This window comes from Brevundimonas sp. (genome assembly GCF_036677305.1).
In the GTDB taxonomy this organism is placed as follows: domain Bacteria; phylum Pseudomonadota; class Alphaproteobacteria; order Caulobacterales; family Caulobacteraceae; genus Brevundimonas.
Window position 1 is genome coordinate 1 of record NZ_JAKFEB010000087.1, and the last position, 17,299, is coordinate 17,299.

The following is a 17,299-nucleotide window of genomic DNA, read 5'->3' on the forward strand; positions in this document are numbered from 1 at the left end:
GAATCCCGGCGTTGACGACTTCGGTCACCCGGCAGCGTCCGGAAGGCGGGGAATGCGATCGCGGATGGCGCGAAGGCCGGAGAGCAGGTTGTCCGTGGCGGCGGTGCGACCGCAGTCGCCGGACAGGATCAGGGCCAGCGCGTCCAGATGCACCTCCACCGAGGGCCAATGCCACACGCCCGCGGCCTGCATCCTGTCGCTGACATCACACAGGCTGTAAGCGGCGTCGTAGAGCGGGCCGGTCTCGAAGAAGCGGGAGGTCGCGAAGCGCCTCGCCGAAGGCATGACCAACCGGGAAATCGGCGTGCGCAACCGCACCGAAGCCGCGCTCTGGGCCCGCTCGACGCCCCGGGCCGTCGAGGCCTGAGGCAATCGCCTGTCACCCGTGGGCTCCCGGCCCGTTCGCGCGGGCCAGGAAGCGCCAATAGCATCGAAGCCAGACGAGGAACGCGCCGGCCCACATCAGCGCCGCGGCGACATGCAGGGCGCCCGTAATGGACGGCGTCGTAAGATCGAAGGCCGCAAGGACCCGCGCGAACGTCCCGCCTGCGAGCAGGAGAAAGGCGCCCTTCACAGGCGCCTCCAGACCCAGGGGCTGACCGGTGTGAAGCTTGCCGGCGATGGCGAACACCGAAAGGACGCCGAGACCGAGACCGCCCATGGTCAGCAGATGGAGTCCCGCGAGCTCCGGAACCGGCAAGGCCAGGCGGCTTGCGCCGACAAGCAGCAGGCCGGCCCCCGCGAGGGCGGAGGATCCGCCGAGCGCGAGGATCTCCGTGCGAAAGAAGGCGCGGCCGATAAAGGCTTCCGCCGACCGGTCCAGACAGGCGGCGCCGGCGGCGATGAGGAGAAAGCCTTCGACCGCGGCCGAGGCGCCGAGGATCGTCCCGCCCATCGCCGCGGCGATCAGGATCGGGCCGAGGTTGCGGCGCCCGGGGTGCGGCCGGAACGGCGTGCTCCTGAGGCCGGGATCGAGGATACGGTTGGTGATCGGCGGCGTGATCCGGGCGAGCGCCAGTCCGAGGACGCCGGTAAAGGCGAGAACGGCCAGCCAGAGCGCCGTCCTCGCCAGCTGAAGATCGCCGGTCAGGAATCCGTACCGGGCGGCCGCCTCGGCAAGCCACAGGGCCGCGATCCAGAACAGGAATCCCCGCAGACCGAGGGCGCGCTGGCGGACGGCGGTGAGCGTCAGAAAGACCACAATGGCCCCCAGCCAGGCGAGGTCGGCCGCGGCGCCGAGGGCGCCCAGCACGTCGGCGCCGAGCAGGCCGACCAGCCGCCCGACGCCCCAGAGCCCGGCGAGGATGAACAGGCCGCGGCCCCTTGGCCGATCCTGGTTGCTCCACTCCGGGACCGCGGTGAAGATGAAGCCGAGCAGGGCGGCGCCAAAGGCGCCGATCAGCATCTCGTGGCCATGCCACATCGACGGAGGGACCGTCCGCGCCAGAGTCAGATCAAGGCGGTGGACCACAACCCACAACAGCGGCCAGGCGGCCGCGTGGATCGCCGCGAGCGGAAAGAACAGACGCAGGGCCTCGTCGCCGAGCGCCGCCGCCGTGGCCCGCAACCGCTCGCCCATTCTAGTCTCTCCCGCCGTCGTCGTTGATGTGGAGAAACGCGGGGTCGCGGATCAGCAGATCCTGGACCGTCTCGAATATCTGACGCTCGCTGCGCCGGCCCGGGCGGTCCGGAAGACGGCGGTTGGCGATCACGCCCTGCCCTCTTCCGTCGAGAACCACGATGCGATGGGCGATGCGGGCCGCCTCCGACAGATCGTGGGTGACGAACAGGGCGCTGACGCCGCCGTCATCGAGCGCGGCGATGGTGAGATCCTGCAGGCGCCGTTTCAGGCCGACATCGAGCGCGCTGAACGGTTCGTCCAGAAAGACGAAATCGGGATCGGCCGCGAGGGCCCGGGCGACGGCCACCCGCTGCGCCATGCCGCCTGACAGCTCCAGCGGATACTTCCCGAGGTCGGCGTCGCCCAGCGCCACGCTCGCGGCGACTTCACGCACGCGTCGCCGTCGCGTCGGCCCGTCGACGCCGCGACGCCTGAGGGCGTAGGCGATGTTGTCGCGCGCCGTCGCCCAGGGCAGGAGGCGGGGCTCCTGGAAGACCACGCCGTGACGTCGATAGTTGCGGACCACGCGGCCCCGCACCGGATCCGTCAGGCCGGCGGCGATATGCAGCAGGGTGCTCTTGCCGCAGCCGGACGGCCCGACCAGGGCCACGATCTCCGCCACCCCGACCGCCAGGTGAACCTGGTCCAGAACGGTGCGTCCGAGGTAGGCGTGGCCGACGCCGCTGAGGTCAAGGCGGGTCAACGCTTCACCCCCCATTGGCGCGCGGCCTCGCGCCAGCGCTCAAGGTGGCTGCGGATCGGGTGGATCAGACCATATTCGAGCGCCAGCAGGGACGACACCGAGATGAGCACCCAGGCCAGGGCCTGGCGGACATCGAGCATCGTGCGGGCGTCCGCCAGCGCGCCGCCGATCCCGCCCGTATTCGTCAGAAGTTCGGCCATGACCGCGACCTTGAACGCCGTGCCGGCGGCCATGGTCAGGGCCGGAAACAGGCTGGTCATCATCTGGCGCAGGCCGATCGTGGCCAGGCGCGCGACCGGGCCCGCTCCGAACGCCCGGGCCATGTCGTCGAGCCGCCGATCCCGCCCCGTCACGCCCTCCGCGGCCCCGATGAAGAGGAAGGGCGCGGCGGCGACGACGACCGTCACCGTGACGGTGGCGTCGGAGGAGCCGAACCAGATCATCGTCATGACGATCCAGGCGATGGGCGGCACGCCGAGCATCACCGTCAGGATCGGTCGGGCCAGGCGCATCAGCGCCGGCGAATAGCCCGCGACGAAGCCGGACAGGCCGCCCGCGACCAGACCCAGGGCGAGACCGCGGACCGCCCGCACGGTCGTCTGGCCGGCGACGGCCCAGGCCTCGGGTCGGCCGAGCAGTTCGATCGCGGTCGCCACGACCGCCAGCGGCGCCGGGAGGATGAAGTCCCCGAAGGCTTCATGACCGGCCTGCCACAGGGCGCCGATCAGAGCCAGGCCCGCCAGGCCGACCCAGGCCGACCACAGGAACCCGCCGAGGCGCCCCGCGGCGTCCGCCGCCGTTCGCGTCAGCGGCGTCCTAGAGATAGAAGCCCTCATCCGGAGCACGCCCCCCCAGAATGGCGGGATCGGCCGCCGCGATCGTCGAGAAATAGCGTTCGATCGCCGGTCGGGCCGTCATCGCCTCGACGACCCTGAGATTGGAGAACGGAATCGCCGCCTCCAGTATCGACGCCGGCATGCCCAGTGATCCGGCGGCCGCGCGCGCCGCAGCCTCCGGGTCTGCATTGACCGCGACCGCCGCCTCCGCGAGGACCCGGTTCAGGCGCGACAGCCGCTCGGCGTTGTCGCGCTGGAAAAGCCCCCTGACCGCCAAGCCGGCCTGTGGAAGGGTCGCGCCCGGATCACCGAGCACGGCTCGCCATTGCTCCTGGACATCGATGACGCGGCGGATGGTCTTGCCCACCAGCCCGCCGCTGCGGATCGCGGCCGAGGCGGCCGGCTCGGGCACAAAGGCGGCGTCCACCGCGCCGGTGAGCATCAGCTGAACGGCCTCGATCGGCGATCCCGTGTTGCGGATCGTCATGTCCTCGCCAACGACCAGTCCATGGAAGGCGAGCAGGCTGCGGAGCACGACGTCCGGGGCGTCGCGACGGTACGGAACGGCCAGGCTGCGGCCCTTCAGATGCCGGGGCCCGGTGATGTCCGCATCCGGCGAGACGACATAGAGCAGGCCGTCGGTCATCACGTTCAGCAGCCGCACGTCCTGGCCGCGATTGTAGAGGCTGGCCGCCGTATTGAGCGGCATGACCGACAGCTGGATCGTTCCCGAGGTCAGGCCGGCCCTGAGCTCGTCGGGACTGCGCCACGCCCTGACGGCCACGTCCCGGGCCATGAAATCGGCGAGGCCGAGGTGGACGGCATGGGCCAGAATGATCGTCGGGCCGGCCGGCGGCCCCCACAGGGTCAGCCGGCCGTGATCGTCCGGGACGGGACCGGCGCACCCCGTCGCCGTACCGGCAGCGCCGAGGGCGAGAACAGAAAGCGCCTGGCGTCGCGACAGTGGGCCGGACATGGTCATCTCCTAGAAGCCGAAGCGGAGACCGGCGGTGACCGCCCGCCCGTCGCCCGGGAGGTAGACCGCCTGGTCCGGCCGGGCCTCGTCGACCACCAGGGTTGAGGAGGCGTGGACCTCATCGAAGACATTGCGGGTCTCGACGAAGGCCGTGACCCCGCCCTGGAAGACATAGGCGAGACGCAGGTCGAGCGTGGCGAAGGCGTCGCTGTAGAGGGTGTTCATATTGTCGACCGGCGTGCGGGACGGTCGCCAATGCGCGTTCGCCCCGACAGTCAGGGCCGGCGTGACGGCCAGGGTGAGGCCGGCGTTGACCACATGCGGAGGCGCGCCCGCGAGCGCGTTGTCGCCGCGGATCGGGTCGTCGACGAAGCGAAAGTCCTGCCAGGTGTAGCTCACCCACCCGTCCAGGCGGTCGGTCAGGCCCGCGGAAACCCCGATCTCGGCGCCGAGATGGCGGGTTTCGTCGGCGTTGATCGCCCCCAGGGACACGCCGGTCGCGTCGCGCAGGTTGAGCAGTTCGTCGCTGACCCGGGCGTAGTAGACGAGACCGTCGAGCTGGATCCGGCCCCGACGGCCGCGGACCCCGACCTCGATGGTGTCGCTGGTCTGGGCCTTCAGATCCGGCGTCCGGAACACCTCGGCCTGCAGTCCGGGATTCCCCGGGGCCGGACGGCCCGCGGAGGAGTTCGGCGTGCCGTTGACGGTGGCGATCAGGTCGTCGTGCGAGGGCGGTTCGAAACTGTGGCTGACGGCGGCGTAGACATGGGTGCGGTCGTCGGGCCGCCAGCTCAGGGCCAGCGAGGGGCTGACCTCGTCATAGCCGCGGTCATAGCCGGTGTCCGTCGTCGCCACGGCGCCGTCTGGAAGGCGCATCGCCGGGTTCATGGGATTGAACGCCACGGTCGGCCGGGCGGCCAGGGCGTAGTCGTCCTCCCAGGCCCGTTCGGCGCGCGCCCAGGACAGGGACGGCGCCAGGGTGAGCGCATCGCCCAGCGACAGGGTGGCGGTCATATTGAGCCCGTAGACGCGCGCCTGCAGTTCGCCCTGCCCGAACACGGCGCCCCGTTCGCCGGCGACGTTGAGCGCATACACCCGGTCCGCCGACCCCGTGGCGTAGTGGCCGGTCACTTCCAGGCGCGGCAGACCGCCGCCCTCCCGAAGCAGGGCGTAGCGCGCCATCAGATTGAGGTCGCCGCCATCCGTCTCCCGCACGCCGGCGGAGATGGGAAAAGCGAAGCTGTCGTCGGCGCGCACGAAACTGACGGCTGCGTCCACGGCGTGGGCGCCCCGGGTCGCCGTGGTCCGGTTTCCGATCCACGCCAGCTGCGTCTCGCGCCTCGGCTGGTCGCGGACGACATTGGGTCCGGGATTGCGGGCGACGCCCGCCACGACCACCGGGCCCGTCGACACCTGTCGCGGATTGTCCGCCATCATCGCCGCCGTCAGGGGACCCGAAACATCGAACGCATTGTCGACGTAACCCGCCAGGAAGCGGGAACGGACCCCGGGCGCCAGTTCGTGATCGCTGCTCAGAACCACGCTGGTCCGCGATGATCCATTGTAGTCGCGATAGCCGTCACGCCGGCTGTGGCTGACCGATCCGAAGCCGGCCCAGTCGTCGGCCTCGACCCCCAGGTCGACGGAACCGTAGGCATGGCCGAAGCTCCCGCCCTCAAGGCGCAGGCGCGCGCCCTGGACCGCATCGCCCGAGGGAGACACGAAATTGAGCGCGCCGCCCAGGACGGTCGCGCCCAGCCGGTTGGCGGTATAGCCGCGGAACACCTCGATAAAGGCGGCCTGGCGGGGGTCGATCAATCCGACGACGTAGGAGCCGTCCGCGCGATTGAGCGGCAGGCCGTCCTGCAGGAAGAGGACGCCGCGTTCAGCCGGATTCTGCTGCAGCCCGGAACCGCGCAGCTGCAGTCGCGGCTGGTCGTCGCCGCCAAAGAAGCTCTGCACCACGACCCCGGGGGCGGAGGCCAGGGCGTCGGCGAGGATGACGGCCCCCTCCTCCTCGAAATCCGCCGTGGCGATGACGCTGGCGCCGCCCGGGGTTCGCGTGGCTCGCGCCCGGGCGATGGCGAGAGGGGTCGTCCGTCGCGCGGTCACCACCACCTCTCCGAGGTCCGCCGGCGCTTCCGAGACAGGCGCAACGGATTGGGCGTGGACGTCCGCCGGGGCGGCCAGGGCCAGCGTCAGGAGGACGGAAGCCCCCGCGGAGTTGAGGCAGAACAACGACGGCAGGCGGGGATGTGGGGTTCTGTGGCGCATCGGCGTTCCTTAATGGCGCGGCCGATTTACTGCTATTGCCTCGCATTCTCAAATTGGAATCCTTCCTACGGCTGCGCTTGATTGTCGCGGAGTCGGCCAGGGCGGGAGTTGCGCGGGCGCAAGGCAGGGACGGGCGTGATGCCCTACCCGCCCCCGATGACCGACAACTCGCACTTCCGGCAGCTTCTGGCCGCCGCCGCCGCCCAGCCCGAGCCGCAACGCCTGCTGTTCGTCTTCGCCTTCGCCGAATTGCCCGACCGCGCCACACCCGAACAGCAGGAACGCTTCCGCTCGGGCCGGGGCGGAGCCCTCGCGCCGCTGATGTGCGTCGACAAGGCCCCGCGGGACATCCCCGACTTCCAGGCCCTGGTCTCGGAGTCCGAGCGGGCGGGTCCGCCGTGGAGCGTGGTGTTCGCGGCCAGCCTGTCAGGACAGGCCGGGCGTCCGCCCGACAAGGCCCGGATCGACCTGGCCCTGGAAACCATGGTCGAGGCCGTGCGCGACGGCCGGATCGCCGGCTTCGCCGCCTATGGACCCCGGGGGGAGTTCCTCGAAGTCGGATGAGCGACTCCGCTGTGACGCCGCCGCTTCGCGGCGACACCTGCGGCCTGCTCCCGGGGAGCGCGCCGACGAGCCTTTGACGAAACAGGTCTGCTTCTCCGCCCCCCCACAGCGACGCGCCTGTCTGCGGGCGCCGACGGGTCAGACGACGGCGAAGATCTTGCCCGGGTTCATCAGGCAGTGGGGGTCCAGGGCCTGTTTCACCGCCCGCATCAGGCCCACCGCGTCGCCGAGTTCGTCGACGAGCGCGGCCTGTTTGCCGAGACCGACGCCGTGCTCGCCCGTGCAGGTGCCGTCCATGGCCAGGGCGCGCTGAACCAGCCGCGCATCGAAGGCGGCGGCGGCGGCCATCTCGGCGGGGTCGTCCCGGTTCAACAGCAGGATGGCGTGGAAATTGCCGTCGCCGACGTGACCCAGCATCGTGCCCGGAAAGGGCGCACGGTCGAGGTCCGCCCGGGTTTCGGCGACGCATTGCGCCAACCGGCTGATCGGCACGCAGACATCGGTCGACCAGGGCACGGCCCCGGGCCGCAGCGACAGGGCGGCGAACCCCGCCTGGTGCCGCGCCTTCCACAGGCGGTCGCGCCCCTCCGGTTCGGTCTCCCACCGGAAGTCCGAGCCCCCGTTGGCCGTCGCCAGTTCACCGAGCGCCTCGGCCTGGCTGCTGACGGCGTCCGGCCCGCCGTGGAATTCCAGAAACAGGGTGTCCGCGACCGCATAGTCGAGGCCGAAGGCCCGGTTGACCGCTCCCATCTGGGTCGCGTCGAGGTATTCGGCCCGGGCGGGCGTCAGCCCCGACTGCAACGCCTCGATCACGGTGGTGACGGCGGCTTCCGCCGAAGGAAAGGCGCAGACCGCCGCCGCCGTGGCCTCCGGAACCGGATGCAGGCGCAGGGTGACTTCGGTCGTCACGCCCAGCGTCCCCTCCGAGCCCACGAACAGATGGGTGAGGTCGTAGCCGGCCGAGGACTTGCGCGCCCGTCCGGCCGTGCGGAGGATCTCACCCGCGGCGGTGACCACGGTCAGGGCCATGACATTCTCGCGCATGCCGCCGTAGCGGACCGTGGTGGTGCCGGAGGCCCGCGTCGCCGCCATGCCGCCCAGGGTCGCGTCAGCGCCCGGATCGACGGGGAAGAACAGTCCGGTGTCGCGCAGGTAGGCGTTCAGCGCCATGCGGGTCACGCCCGCCTCCACGGTGCAGTCGAAATCCTCGACGCTGACCCGAAGCACCCGGTTCATGCGCGACAGGTCCAGGGTCACGCCGCCCGCCACCGCGCCGACGTGGCACTCCAGCGAAGTGCCGGCGCCGAAGGGCACCACCGGCGTCCGGTAGTCGGCGCAGGCGCGCACGACGGCGGCGACCTCCTCCGTCGTTCCGGGAAAGGCCACGGCCTGGGGCGGCAGGTTCGGATGGCGCATGCCCCCGCCGCCATGATGCCCGCACACCGCGGCGTTGACGGTGAAATGCTCGCCCAGCAATTCAGCCAGACGGTCGATCAGTCCCCGGGGCAGCGGGGCATGGATCGCGGAGTCGGTCATCGGAACATCGCCTCGATCAGATGGGGGCCCGGCGTCGCATTGGCCCGGTTGAGCGCCGCGGCCAGTTCGCCGGCCGTACGCACCCGGGTGGCGGGCACGCCGAAGCCCGCCGCCAGGGCCGTGAAGTCGATCGCGGGCCGGGTCAGATCGAACAGGGCCCGGGCCGCGGCGCCGCCCGGCGGCGCTCCGGCGCGCGCCAGCTCCAGTTCGAGGATGGCGTAGGAGCCGTTGTTGAGAATGACATTGGTGACGTCGAGGCCTTCGCGGGCCTGGGTCCACAACGCCTGGACGGTGAACAGGGCGCTGCCGTCGGCCTGCAGGGCGATCACCCGACGGTCGGGACAGGCCAGCGCCGCCCCGGTCGCCAGGGGCAGGCCCTGCCCGATGGAGCCACCGGTCAGCGACAGCCAGTCGTGCGGCGCCGCCCCGGCGGCGGAGTCATAGGCGTAGAAGCCGAGCGAGATCGACTCGTCGCACACAATGGCCTGGTCGGGCAGGGTCGCCGTGACCACCCGGGCCAGCAGATCGGCGTCCAGGGCGCGGTCATGGTCGCTGTCGGCGAAACCGGGCGCGATGAGCGTCGGCCCTGGAGCCCCTTCCTCAGCCGGGCCGGCCACGGCCTCGGCCAGGGCGAGCAGGGCGGCGGTCGGGTCCTCGCCCGGCTCGACCAGGGTCAGGAATCGGGCGTCGTCCGCGGTCGGCCGGGTCGGGCGCCCGGGCAGGGCGAAGAAGGCCACCGGCGCCGGCGCGCCCGCCAGAATCACCGTCCTGACCGCGCCCAGGACGCCGGCGCTCATTTCGATCAGATAGGGAATGCGAGGCAGGGCGGCCCGACCCCGGCCGCGCTCCACCCGCGCCGGGAAGGTCTCGGTCAGGACCAGCGCGCCGGTGGCGGCGCCGATCCGCGAGGCCGCGGCGCAGGCCTCGGCCCCGAGCCGACGGCCGCCGAGAAGAAGGGCGCAGCCGGGCTGTCTCAGGGCCGCCGCGATTGCGTCGATGCGTCGGTCCCATGTCGTCGGCGGCGACGCCAGGGGCCCGGATGGAGGCGGCGGAACCGCCTCGTCGGACCAGGCGACGTCGGCCGGAATGATCAGGCCGGCCGGCCCCGACCGGGTCGCCGCGGCCACCGCCCGGCCCGCCAGATCGATCGCCTGGGCGGGCGTCTCCGCCGTCTCGAGCCAGCGGCTGACCGGCCGCGCCAGGGCCTCGATGTCGCTTTGCAGCGGGGCGTCGTTCTTGCGGTGGTAGGTGGCGTGATCCCCGATCAGGCTGACGATCGGGGTCCGGGCGCGAAAGGCGTTGTGCAGGTTCGCGGCGCCGTTGCTGAGCCCGGGTCCGAGATGCAGCAGGGTCAGGGCCGGCGCGCCGCGCATGCGGCCGTATCCATCGGCGGCCCCCGTGACCACGCCCTCGAACAGGCCGAGCACGGGACGAATCCCGGGAACGCGGTCGAGCGCCGCGACCAGGTGCATTTCCGAGGTCCCCGGATTGGCGAAACAGACGTCGACGCCCTGGTCGGCGAAGGTCTCCAGCATGCGTACGGCGGTTTCCATGGCGCGCTCCGATCCCGCCGGCCGCGGACTCGACCGGCAAGCTGTTTTCCGGGATCGAGGCTAGGCGCGTGGCGCGGCAAAGATTGTCGCGTTCCTGACAATCCGGCGGTACAGAGAGTCGCATGGAGATCGCCGCCGCCAGCCGCATTCTCGGGTCCGACGCCTGGCTGGGCGCCTTGCCGCCGGACACGCGCGCGGCGCTGATGGGGGCCGCCCGGATCCGGACCGTCGACAACGGCGCCGCCGTCTATCGCGCGGGCGACCCGGGCGACGGCCTGCATGCGGTGCTCAAGGGGGAAATCCGGCTGATCGGCCATACCGAGGCGGGGCGTCGCCTCGTCTATCTGATCCTGCGACCGGGCGACTGGTTCGGGGAGATGTCGGTGCTGGACGGCAAGCCCCGTCTTCACGATGCGATCGCCTTCGGCCCCTCCGTCGTCCTGCACGTCGATTCGAACCGGGTCGATCTCATCGCCGCCGCGCATCCCGGTTTCGACCGGGCGATCGGGGCCCTGACCTGCCAGCATCAGCGCGCCGCCCTGGCCTTCGTGGAGCAGACCCTGACCGCCTCGACCGAGGCGCGTCTGGCCTTCATCCTGACCGAGATGGCCGGTCGCCACGGACGGCCCGTCGGAAACGGTGTCGAGATCGATCTTCGGCTGAGCCAGGAGGATCTCGCGGCCCTGGTCGGGATATCGCGCCAGAGCCTCGCCGCGCTGTTGGGACGATTGCGCCGGGAGCGGGTGATTGAAACCCGCTACGCCCGCCTCGTCATTCTCGATCTCGAGGCGCTTCAGCAGAAATGCGGCCGGCCGCGATCCTAGAAGAACGTCCGCAACCGTCGCAGCTTGCGTTCGGGATGGGGCGGAAACCGCAGGCCGCTGTCGAACCGGACCGGGCGGCGCAGCACCGCCTTGGCGTGGGAGAAGGCGTCGAACCCGGCCCGGCCGTGATAGGCGCCCATTCCGCTCGCGCCCACCCCGCCGAAAGGCAGGTCAGGAACGGTCTGCTGCAGGATCACGTCATTGCCGCAGAAGGCCCCGGCGCTGATATCCCGCTCGGCCCGGTCGACGGCGGCGCGGTCGCGACCGAAGGCATAGGCCGCCAGGGGCTTGTCCCGCGCCCGGACCATGGCCAGGGCGTCATCCCAGCTGTCGTAGGGGATCAGCGGCAGGATCGGACCGAAGATCTCTTCCTGCATGACCGGCGCATCGACCGGAACGTCGACCAGCACCGTCGGCTCGATGAACAGGCGCGCCGGATCGGTGCGACCGCCGATCACGACCCGCCCGTCGCCGAGATAGGCTGAAAGCCGTTCGAAATGACGCCGGTTCAGGATCCGCCCGTAGTCCGGACTGGTCGCGGCGTCGTCGCCATGGAAACGCGCCAGCGCCCCGCGATAGGCTGCGAGGAACGCGTCTGTCCGGTCGCGCGGGACCAGCACATAGTCCGGCGCGGTGCAGGTCTGGCCTGCGTTCAGCGACTTGCCCCAGGCGATGCGGCGGGCCGCTTCCGCGAGGTCGGCGCTGTCGTGGACCAGCGCCGGGCTCTTGCCGCCCAGTTCCAGGATCACGGGCGTCAGGTGCCTGGCGGCCGCGGCCATGACCAGCCGCCCCACCCGCGCCCCGCCGGTGTAGAGGATGAGATCGAACCGCTGTTCCAGCAGACGCGCCGCGCCGCCGGCGTCACCCTCGACGACCTGGACGGCCTCCGGGTCGAGGTAGCGGGGCAGCAGCTCGGCCAGCAGGTCCGCCGTGGCCGGCGCCTGTTCGGAGGGTTTGACGACCGCGGCGCACCCCGCGCCGAGCGCGCCGATCAGCGGCGACAGGGTCAGCAGGAAGGGATAGTTCCAGGCCCCCATGATCAGGGCCAGGCCGCGCGGTTCCGGGACCACCCGCGCCGCGCCCGGGAACACCGACAACGGCGTGACGACCCGCCGGGGCCGGGCCCAGCGATGAAAGGCCCGGGCGGTTTCCCGGGCCTCGGACCGGACGAGCCAGGCCTCCGCGGTCAGGGCCTCGGCGCGGGGCTTGCCCAGGTCCTGGGCGAGCGCCGTGACGATGTCCTCTTCATGCCCGTCGATCAGACGGATCAGCCCGGCGAGCTGCGCGGAACGCCAGGCGGGATCGCGCGTCCGACCCTCGTCGAAGGCCGCCCGGGCCAGGGCGACGGGGCGGTCATAGCTCCGATCGGAAGACGATGCGTCCATGGCGAACCTCGTGAAGACAGCCGGTGCGGCGGGGCGAGCGCCTCCGGCGACGCTTTCGGTCGCACGCGAGGGCGGACGACGCCATGCGGCGCATCACCGCCGCCCCCGGCGCCAAACCTCCGGGGTTGCCCAACAGCCGGAAACCCATCATTGACCGCCGAATCCGTCGCGGAGCCCCTTCATGGCCCACCTGTCCACCAAGACCTACGGCGCCGACCGGGGTCTGTCGTGCGCCTTCAGGCAATGGGCCGCCGACAGCCATTGCAACCTTCTGCACGGCTATTCGCTGGGCTTTCGCTTCACCTTCGCCGCCGAACAGCTCGACCATCGCGGCTGGGTCGTCGACTTCGGCAAGGGCGGCTTCGGCCGCATCCGCGAATGGCTTCACGCGACCTTCGACCATACCCTTCTGGTCAGCGAGGACGATCCCGACCGGGAGGTTTTCCTGAACCTGGAAACCCTTGGCCTCGCCCAGGCGAGACTGGTTCCGGGCACCAGTTGCGAGCGGCTGTCGCAGCATGTTCTCGAACACGCCGACGGCCTGATACGGGAAGCCACCGGCGGTCGCTGCTGGGTCCACAGCGTCGAGTGTTTCGAGCACGGCTCCAACAGCGCCGTCTACGAAAACCCGACAGCCCTGCTCTCGAAGATCGATCTGGAAGTCTACGCCCGCCTGCTGGCGGACGCGTCGGGCGACACGGGCGTACGCTGAGACCTCCCGCAGGAACCGGCGCTCGCCCCCGGGCCGCCGTTTCCCGCCCGGACCGCCGATATCATGCGGCGCCGCCCATTGACGGGAGTCGGCCCGACAATTGATCGATGGCAATTCGGTTTGGCGACGCACCCTGTAAGTCCGGCGGATCGGCCCGGTTCGGGCGCAGAGACGACCGACGTCCCGATGGGTCCCCGCGGGTTCGGCGGTCTGGAATGGAAGCGATCATGACCCGTATTCTGTACTTCGGCCGCGTCGGCGAAAAACTGGGGAGCGTGGGACGGCTGGATCTGCCGGCCGAGGGATTGCCCGTCCGGGAGATTCGCCGGCGGCTGGCCGAACAGGACGAGGTCGCCTCGGAGGCCCTGCTGCGACCCGATGTCCGCGCTTCCGTCGACCTGGTCGTGGTCGGCGAGGACGCCCTGGCCGGGCCCGACCAGGAAATCGCCTTCTTCTCGCTGGTCTCGGGAGGGTGAGATGGCCCTGGACGTCCGACTGATCGCGGGTCCCCTGTCCGCACCCGCCGAGCTCGAGGCGTTTCTGGCGGGCCGCACCGACGAGGGCGCGGTGGTGAGCTTCACCGGCCTTGCCCGCGGCGTGGCCCGCGACGGGTCGGCCGTCGATACCCTCCGGCTGGACTGGTATCCGGGCCTGACCGAAGGCTCCATGTACGATATCGCCGCCGCCGCCGCCGCGCGCTTCCCGGTTCGGGACCTGGTCGTGGCGCACCGCTGCGGGAACATCGCCCCCGGCGAGACCATCGTCTTCGTCGCCGCAGCCGCGGCGCACCGCCGCGCGGCCTTCGAGGCGGCGGACTATCTGATGGACAGGCTCAAGACCGAGGCCGCGTTCTGGAAGCGCGAGACCGGCCCCGCCGGCAGCTGCTGGATCGAGCCTGTTGACGAGGATCGCGCGGCCGTGGCGCGCTGGAACGACGAGGCGTCCTGATGGCTGGAAGAATTGACGAGACCCTGCCGTTTCTCCCGCTCAACATCGCGGTCCTCACCATCTCGGACACGCGCGACGAGACGACGGACACCTCGGGCGGGCTGCTGGCCGAGCGGCTGACCCTCGCCGGCCATGTGCTGGCGGGCAAGGCCATCGTTCACGACGAGGTCGAGGCCATCCGCGCCCAGCTCAAGGTCTGGATCGCGGACCCGGACGTCGACGTGGTGCTGACCACGGGCGGCACCGGCTTTTCGCCGCGCGATGTGACCCCCGAAGCCGTGAAGCCGCTGTTCCGGCGCGAGCTGGACGGCTTCTCCGTGATCTTCCACCTCGCCAGCCTCGGCACGGTCGGGGTCGCCACCCTGCAGTCGCGCGCCCTGGCGGGCCAGGCGGAAGACACCTTCATCTTCTGCGTGCCGGGGTCGACCGGCGCCTGCCGCGACGCCTGGGACCTGGTGCTGGCGGAGGAGCTGGACAGCCGCTTCCGTCCCTGTTCCCTGGTCGGCCAGATCCCGCGTTTCCGGGGCATCTGCCCGTGAGCGCCCTGACCCACCTGGACGACGCCGGCCGCGTGCATATGGTCGATGTCGGCGACAAGGCGCCGACGTCGCGCCGGGCCGTCGCCGAGGGCCGGGTGATCTGCGCCCCCGCGACCCTGGCCCTCGTGCGCGACGGGCGGGCCCCCAAGGGGGCGGTGGTCACGACGGCCGAACTGGCCGGGATCATGGGCGCCAAACGCACCGCGGATCTGATCCCCCTGTGCCATCCGCTGGGCCTCGACAAGGTTTCTGTGACGGTGGTCCTCGACGAGAGTCTGCCCGGCTTCGTCGTGACCGCCGAGGCGCGGGTCAGCGGGCCGACCGGCGTCGAGATGGAAGCCCTGACCGCCGTCTCGGTGGCCTGCCTCACGCTCTACGACATGCTCAAGGCGGCCGACCGCGGCATGGTCGTCAGCCAGATCCGGCTGTTGTCCAAATCCGGCGGACGGTCGGGCGACTGGACCCTGGGCGACGGACCCGCAACGTGATCGATTTTGACACCGCCCTCGCCCTGGTCCTGAACGAGGCCCGCCCCCTCCCCTGCGAGACCGTGGCGCTGGAGGCCGCCGGAGAGCGGGTCCTGGCGGCGGACCTGACGGCGCGCGGCGACGCGCCGCGCACAGCGGTTTCGGCGATGGACGGATATGCCGTGCGCGACATCGACCTGGCGAGGCTTCCGGCGCGGTTGCCGGTCGCCGCGGTCGCCTTCGCGGGCCGCGCCGATGTCCCCGTCCTCGCCCCGGGAACCTGCGCCCGGGTCTTCACCGGAGGACCGACGCCGCACGGGGCCGACAGGGTGGTGGTCCAGGAGATCGTCGGCCGCGAGGGCGACGACGCCCTGTTCGAGGTTTCGCCGGGACCGGGAACTCATATCCGCGCCGCCGGGTCCGATTTCGCGACCGGCGATGTCCTGCTTGCAGCCGGAACCGTGCTCGGCTTCCGCGCCATGGTCGCCGCCGCAGCAGCCGATGTCCCCGCCGTGTCGGTCGTGCGCAAACCCCGCATCGTCATCCTGGGCACCGGCGATGAGCTGGCGGAACCGGGACAGGCGCTGGAGACGCCCGGCAGTATTCCGGAAAGCGTTTCGTTCGGCGTCGCCGCCCTCGCGCGGCAATGCGGCGGCGAGGTGCTCGCCCGTCGGCGCCTGACCGATACGCCCGAGCTTCTGGAAGCCGCCGCCCGCCTCGCGCTGGACGAGGCCGATCTGGTGGTGGTCACGGGCGGAGCGTCCGTCGGGGAGAAGGACTATGCGCGCGCGATGTTCGCTCCCCTCGGCCTCGAACTGATCTTCTCCAAGGTGGCCATCAAGCCCGGCAAGCCGGTCTGGTTCGGGCGGGCGGGCGGCGTGCTGGTGCTGGGTCTGCCCGGCAATCCGACGTCGGCGCTGGTGACGGCCCGCCTGTTCCTGGCGCCGCTGGTCGCAGGTCTGGCGGGAAGAAACCCCGCCGCGCTGCTGCAGTGGCGGGACATGACCCTGACCGCGCCGCTGAAGCCCTGCGGCGACCGGGAAACGTTCGAGCGCGGCCGTCTGGCCGGCGACGGGGTCGCAGGACTGGAGGTCCAGGACTCCGCGACCCAGAAGGCCCTGGCGACAGCCGACGTCCTGATCCGGCGCCGCCCCGGCGCCGGCGGTCTCGGCGCGGGCGACGCCGTCGCCATCCTGGACTTCTGATCCGGCTAGAGGAAGCGCCGGAACAGGATGTTGTTCTCGAGGTGGACATGTTCGCGCAGGTCCGCATCCAGCTTGCTGCAGCCGGCGTAGAGGGCGCGCCAGGTGGCGCAGGCGTCGTCGGGCGGGACGAAGTCGTCGGTCAGGTCCGCCATGAAGGCGAGCAATTCCCCCAGCTCCGCATGGTCCTGCATCATCCGGCCGATCGGGTGACGCAGGACCGGTCCCACGCCGCTGATCATGGCGGGAAACAGGACCGCCTCCTCCTTGTGCTGGTGGTCCTCCAGATCCTCGAACATGCGCGAGAGCAGATCCGCGAGTCCGCGCGGACATTCGGCCCTGGCCTGATGCACGGACTCGACGCGGCGGGCCATCTCGATGACCGTCGGGAACTCGCGCCGGTGCACCTTGTGATAGCGTTCGATGATGTGGGCGATCAGGTCCGGGACCTCGGCGGGCGCATGGACGCCCGGCGACTCAAGGGCGTGGAGTTCCGCCTCGATGGCCGCGAGATCCAGTCCGCGGCCCTCCGCCACGCTGGCGAGGCGGGCGTCGCCCTTGCAGCAGAAGTCTATCTTGTGACGGCGGAAGACGGCGGTGGCGGCGGGCAGGATGACGACGATCTCGCCGACGGACAGATGTTGAAGCGCCATATTCCGCGATGTCCCTTCCGCGTCCCGCCCCGGTCTTCCGGGGCGGCGATCGGGTCTTCCTAGGCCGCCGGCTCCGGCCGCCGCTTGACCTCCGTCAAGCATCGCATTGATGCCGGTCCGGGGCCGGGTCCCGCCGCGTGGCGGGGCCCGCCAGTCAGGCGTAGCGGGCGGCGGCGGTCGCCTTGACCAGGGCGATCACACGCCCCCCCGGCGTCAGCCCCAGCTGGTCGCCCGCCTGCCGGGTGACCAGCGCCTTGAGCCTCAGCCCGCCCGCCTCCAGCCGCACCAGGAGCCCGTCAGGGCGATTTTCAAGCGCGGCGATCCGCATCGGCAACCGGTTCTGGAAACTGGCGTCGACGGGGTCGGTGAGCGCCAGGGCGACATCCCGGGCATCGACGACCACCCGGATCCGTTCGCCGGGAGCGCCGTCGAGGAGCGGCGACAGGAAGGGAATTCCGGCCAGGTCAATCCGGGTCGCGTTCCCCGCCGGGTCGTGGGCGGCGACC

At 71.2% G+C, this 17,299-nt stretch carries 19 protein-coding genes; 8 read left to right on the forward strand and 11 right to left on the reverse strand.

Going from position 1 to position 17,299, the window contains the following annotated elements:
• Positions 1 to 24 precede the first annotated feature (24 nt).
• The 6 genes from V6M42_RS05155 to V6M42_RS05180 are packed head-to-tail and all read right to left on the reverse strand — an operon-like array spanning position 25 to position 6,410.
• Positions 25 to 372 carry a hypothetical protein gene (locus V6M42_RS05155; RefSeq protein ID WP_332677613.1) on the reverse strand — a complete coding sequence of 116 codons (348 nt, stop codon included), beginning with the start codon at positions 370 to 372 and terminating at the stop codon, positions 25 to 27.
• Between the two features lie 7 nt (positions 373 to 379).
• Positions 380 to 1,579, reverse strand: coding sequence for an NnrS family protein (locus tag V6M42_RS05160; RefSeq protein WP_332677615.1), 1,200 nt, complete (start codon positions 1,577 to 1,579; stop codon positions 380 to 382).
• Position 1,580: 1 nt separating this feature from the next.
• On the reverse strand, positions 1,581 to 2,324 hold the full coding sequence (locus V6M42_RS05165) for an ABC transporter ATP-binding protein (protein ID WP_332677618.1): 744 nt from the start codon (positions 2,322 to 2,324) through the stop codon (positions 1,581 to 1,583).
• A complete protein-coding gene (locus tag V6M42_RS05170; RefSeq protein WP_332677619.1) occupies positions 2,321 to 3,160 on the reverse strand; it encodes an ABC transporter permease in 840 nt (279 codons plus the stop codon). The genes V6M42_RS05165 and V6M42_RS05170 overlap by 4 nt, the downstream gene beginning before the upstream one ends.
• Positions 3,141 to 4,136 (reverse strand): ABC transporter substrate-binding protein, encoded by a 996-nt coding sequence (locus V6M42_RS05175; RefSeq protein ID WP_332677621.1) that lies wholly within the window; start codon positions 4,134 to 4,136, stop codon positions 3,141 to 3,143. The genes V6M42_RS05170 and V6M42_RS05175 overlap by 20 nt, the downstream gene beginning before the upstream one ends.
• A 9-nt stretch (positions 4,137 to 4,145) precedes the next feature.
• Positions 4,146 to 6,410, reverse strand: coding sequence for a TonB-dependent receptor family protein (locus tag V6M42_RS05180; protein WP_332677623.1), 2,265 nt, complete (start codon positions 6,408 to 6,410; stop codon positions 4,146 to 4,148).
• A 138-nt stretch (positions 6,411 to 6,548) separates the two neighbouring features.
• Here V6M42_RS05180 and V6M42_RS05185 point away from each other — a divergent pair, with 138 nt between their 5' ends.
• The gene (locus V6M42_RS05185) at positions 6,549 to 6,974 is read left to right on the forward strand and encodes a ribonucleotide reductase subunit alpha (RefSeq protein ID WP_332660574.1); all 426 of its coding nucleotides are present in this window, start codon (positions 6,549 to 6,551) and stop codon (positions 6,972 to 6,974) included.
• A gap of 138 nt (positions 6,975 to 7,112) precedes the next feature.
• Here the strand turns inward: V6M42_RS05185 and V6M42_RS05190 are convergent, their stop codons facing one another.
• Both V6M42_RS05190 and V6M42_RS05195 read right to left on the reverse strand, forming a co-directional pair.
• Positions 7,113 to 8,510, reverse strand: a complete 1,398-nt coding sequence (locus tag V6M42_RS05190; RefSeq protein ID WP_332677625.1) for an FAD-binding oxidoreductase — start codon at positions 8,508 to 8,510, stop codon at positions 7,113 to 7,115.
• Positions 8,507 to 10,063 (reverse strand): acetolactate synthase large subunit, encoded by a 1,557-nt coding sequence (locus V6M42_RS05195; protein WP_332677627.1) that lies wholly within the window; start codon positions 10,061 to 10,063, stop codon positions 8,507 to 8,509. Before V6M42_RS05195 ends, V6M42_RS05190 begins: the two co-directional genes overlap by 4 nt.
• Before the next feature lie 122 nt (positions 10,064 to 10,185).
• Between V6M42_RS05195 and V6M42_RS05200 the strand changes: the two genes are divergently transcribed.
• The gene (locus V6M42_RS05200) at positions 10,186 to 10,887 is read left to right on the forward strand and encodes a Crp/Fnr family transcriptional regulator (RefSeq protein ID WP_332677629.1); all 702 of its coding nucleotides are present in this window, start codon (positions 10,186 to 10,188) and stop codon (positions 10,885 to 10,887) included.
• Here V6M42_RS05200 and V6M42_RS05205 read toward each other — a convergent pair.
• Entirely contained in the window at positions 10,884 to 12,272 is a 1,389-nt protein-coding gene (locus V6M42_RS05205) for an aldehyde dehydrogenase family protein (RefSeq protein ID WP_332677631.1), read from the reverse strand. The two genes, V6M42_RS05200 and V6M42_RS05205, sit on opposite strands and share 4 nt — an antisense overlap.
• A gap of 181 nt (positions 12,273 to 12,453) precedes the next feature.
• On the opposite strand from V6M42_RS05205, the gene V6M42_RS05210 reads away from it, so the two are divergent.
• The 6 genes from V6M42_RS05210 (at position 12,454) to V6M42_RS05235 (ending at position 16,143) form a co-directional block, all read left to right on the forward strand.
• Positions 12,454 to 12,984 carry a 6-pyruvoyl trahydropterin synthase family protein gene (locus tag V6M42_RS05210; protein WP_332677632.1) on the forward strand — a complete coding sequence of 177 codons (531 nt, stop codon included), beginning with the start codon at positions 12,454 to 12,456 and terminating at the stop codon, positions 12,982 to 12,984.
• A gap of 227 nt (positions 12,985 to 13,211) precedes the next feature.
• Entirely contained in the window at positions 13,212 to 13,460 is a 249-nt protein-coding gene (locus V6M42_RS05215) for a MoaD/ThiS family protein (RefSeq protein ID WP_332660582.1), read from the forward strand.
• 1 nt (position 13,461) lies between these two features.
• Entirely contained in the window at positions 13,462 to 13,932 is a 471-nt protein-coding gene (locus tag V6M42_RS05220; protein WP_332660583.1) for a molybdenum cofactor biosynthesis protein MoaE, read from the forward strand.
• Entirely contained in the window at positions 13,932 to 14,471 is a 540-nt protein-coding gene (gene moaB, locus V6M42_RS05225; protein ID WP_332677633.1) for a molybdenum cofactor biosynthesis protein B, read from the forward strand. Before V6M42_RS05220 ends, moaB begins: the two co-directional genes overlap by 1 nt.
• Positions 14,468 to 14,959 (forward strand): cyclic pyranopterin monophosphate synthase MoaC, encoded by a 492-nt coding sequence (gene moaC / locus V6M42_RS05230; protein WP_332677634.1) that lies wholly within the window; start codon positions 14,468 to 14,470, stop codon positions 14,957 to 14,959. The genes moaB and moaC overlap by 4 nt, the downstream gene beginning before the upstream one ends.
• Positions 14,956 to 16,143, forward strand: a complete 1,188-nt coding sequence (locus tag V6M42_RS05235) for a molybdopterin molybdotransferase MoeA (RefSeq protein ID WP_332677635.1) — start codon at positions 14,956 to 14,958, stop codon at positions 16,141 to 16,143. Before moaC ends, V6M42_RS05235 begins: the two co-directional genes overlap by 4 nt.
• A 5-nt stretch (positions 16,144 to 16,148) precedes the next feature.
• On the opposite strand, the gene ric is transcribed toward V6M42_RS05235, so the two are convergent.
• On the reverse strand, positions 16,149 to 16,793 hold the full coding sequence (gene ric, locus V6M42_RS05240) for an iron-sulfur cluster repair di-iron protein (protein WP_332677636.1): 645 nt from the start codon (positions 16,791 to 16,793) through the stop codon (positions 16,149 to 16,151).
• Positions 16,794 to 16,947: 154 nt separating this feature from the next.
• On the reverse strand, positions 16,948 to 17,299 hold a 352-nt coding region (locus V6M42_RS05245), incomplete at its 5' end, for a TOBE domain-containing protein (RefSeq protein WP_332677637.1).